Origin of the sequence: Xanthomonas axonopodis, assembly GCF_001304695.1 — a bacterium.
GTDB classification, from domain to species: domain Bacteria; phylum Pseudomonadota; class Gammaproteobacteria; order Xanthomonadales; family Xanthomonadaceae; genus Xanthomonas; species Xanthomonas axonopodis.
Genome location: NZ_JFAQ01000280.1, coordinates 1 through 1662 on the forward strand (window position 1 = coordinate 1; position 1662 = coordinate 1662).

Annotated in this window: 2 protein-coding genes; both read right to left on the minus strand. The window is 58.7% G+C overall.

Going from position 1 to position 1662, the window contains the following annotated elements; all coding sequences use genetic code 11:
- Positions 1-654 (minus strand): AAA domain-containing protein (locus tag XAXN_RS19630; protein WP_245149972.1); only part of this gene is annotated, 654 nt, incomplete at its 3' end.
- A 638-nt stretch (positions 655-1292) separates the two neighbouring features.
- The coding region (locus XAXN_RS19635; RefSeq protein WP_485129898.1) for a GMP synthase (glutamine-hydrolyzing) at positions 1293-1662 on the minus strand (370 nt) is incomplete at its 5' end.

The window sequence follows — 1662 nt, forward strand, 5'->3', positions numbered from 1 at the left end:
TGCACGGTTGTGAGCGTGCAGATGCTGCTTCAACTCGGTCAGCAGCGCCTGAATTTCTTCCAGCGCGGGCGCGGGCGCTGGCTCGCTGGATGGCCACGGCGGCAAGTCGGCGAAGAAGTCCTGGCGGTTGTCCTGGTTACCGAGCTTAGCGACTAGGTAGCCCAAGCCGCATTTCTCCAGCTTCTCGTAGACATTCTCCACTGCCGCATTGTTGTTGGACAGCACTGCCACCGTCTGCCCACGCAACAGGATATTGGCAAGGATGTTGAGGATGGTCTGGGTTTTGCCGGTTCCTGGCGGCCCCTCGATCACGCTGACCTGCGCACTGAAGGCCTGCTCCACCGCAACAAGCTGGCTTTCGTTCAACCCGAACGGATAGATCAGCCCCTGGCCCGGTGCCAGGGCGACATTGCGCCCTGTGCAATATGCCTGCAAGGCGGTGTCGGCACTGGCGGGCAGTTTTGCTAGCTGGCGCACGACGTTGGCGGCGATATCGCGGTCAGCCTTCGCCTCCGCACGCTCGTGCCGAGCATTGGCCACAGCGGTGAAATACTGGAAGACCTGTGCATCCTTTATCGCTGTCGGCGCGGCAAAAACGATACCCTCCATCTTGAAGACAAGGTTTGTCAGCATCCGGGGAGTGCACAACTGCATACCGCTCGGCATAGATCGTCGCCTTTACGATGGGCGTGACGATCGTGCTGCCGGGCTTGGTCAGCAAACTCTCACCTAATTCGCGGGTGGGGGAAACACGGCAGTCGCTAAGCGGACGCGTATAGCTTTTCTTTGAGGGGAAATAACACTTCAGTTGCAGGGCTTCGTACTTGTCGCTCCAATAAATCGCCCAGTCGCTGATTTGCGCGGTCTTGTTCTCGCCGCCCATCTGAATCGACACCATACTTCTCTCACCTCCTGTATGGACGACATCCGGCTGCCCTCTACCCTGCCGAACATCGAATGCCATTATTCCCCCACCAGGAAATCATATCGTTATCATTTTCCCAGTGCAGACAGACGGCTTATGAAATCGATCAGTTATCGGTTTTCGGCCAGCATATCCCGACCGAACGACGACGCTCTTGTGCATCGCTGGCGTGCTGTAGGCCACCAAGGCAGCGACCAGGCATTTTACGGTCGAGTCGCCGAAGTATTGCTGCACTCAAGCAACTTTCTGCCTCTGCTTCTCATACGAAGGGCCTACTCCGGGCAACAGCCTTTTTGGCATCCAACCACCTTACGCAGCCAGCGGCGATTTTTCAAATCGCTGGTGATTGTCTTTGGAGGACGTCAACTCACTCCCACTCGATCGTCGCCGGCGGCTTCCCAGAAATGTCGTACACCACGCGCGACACACCATGCAGTTCGTTGATGATGCGGTTGCTCACCGTGCCGAGGAAGTCGTACGGCAGGTGCGCCCAGTGTGCGGTCATGAAGTCGATGGTCTCCACCGCGCGCAGCGCGATCACCCATTCGTAGGCGCGGGCGTCGCCGACCACGCCGACCGATTTCACCGGCAGGAACACCGCAAATGCCTGACTGGTCTTGTCGTACAGATCGGCCTTGCGCAGTTCGTCGATGAAGATTGCATCGGCCTTGGCCAGCAGTTCGGCGTACTCGGGCTTCACCTCACCCAGGATGCGCACGCCCAGGCCCGGGCCTGGG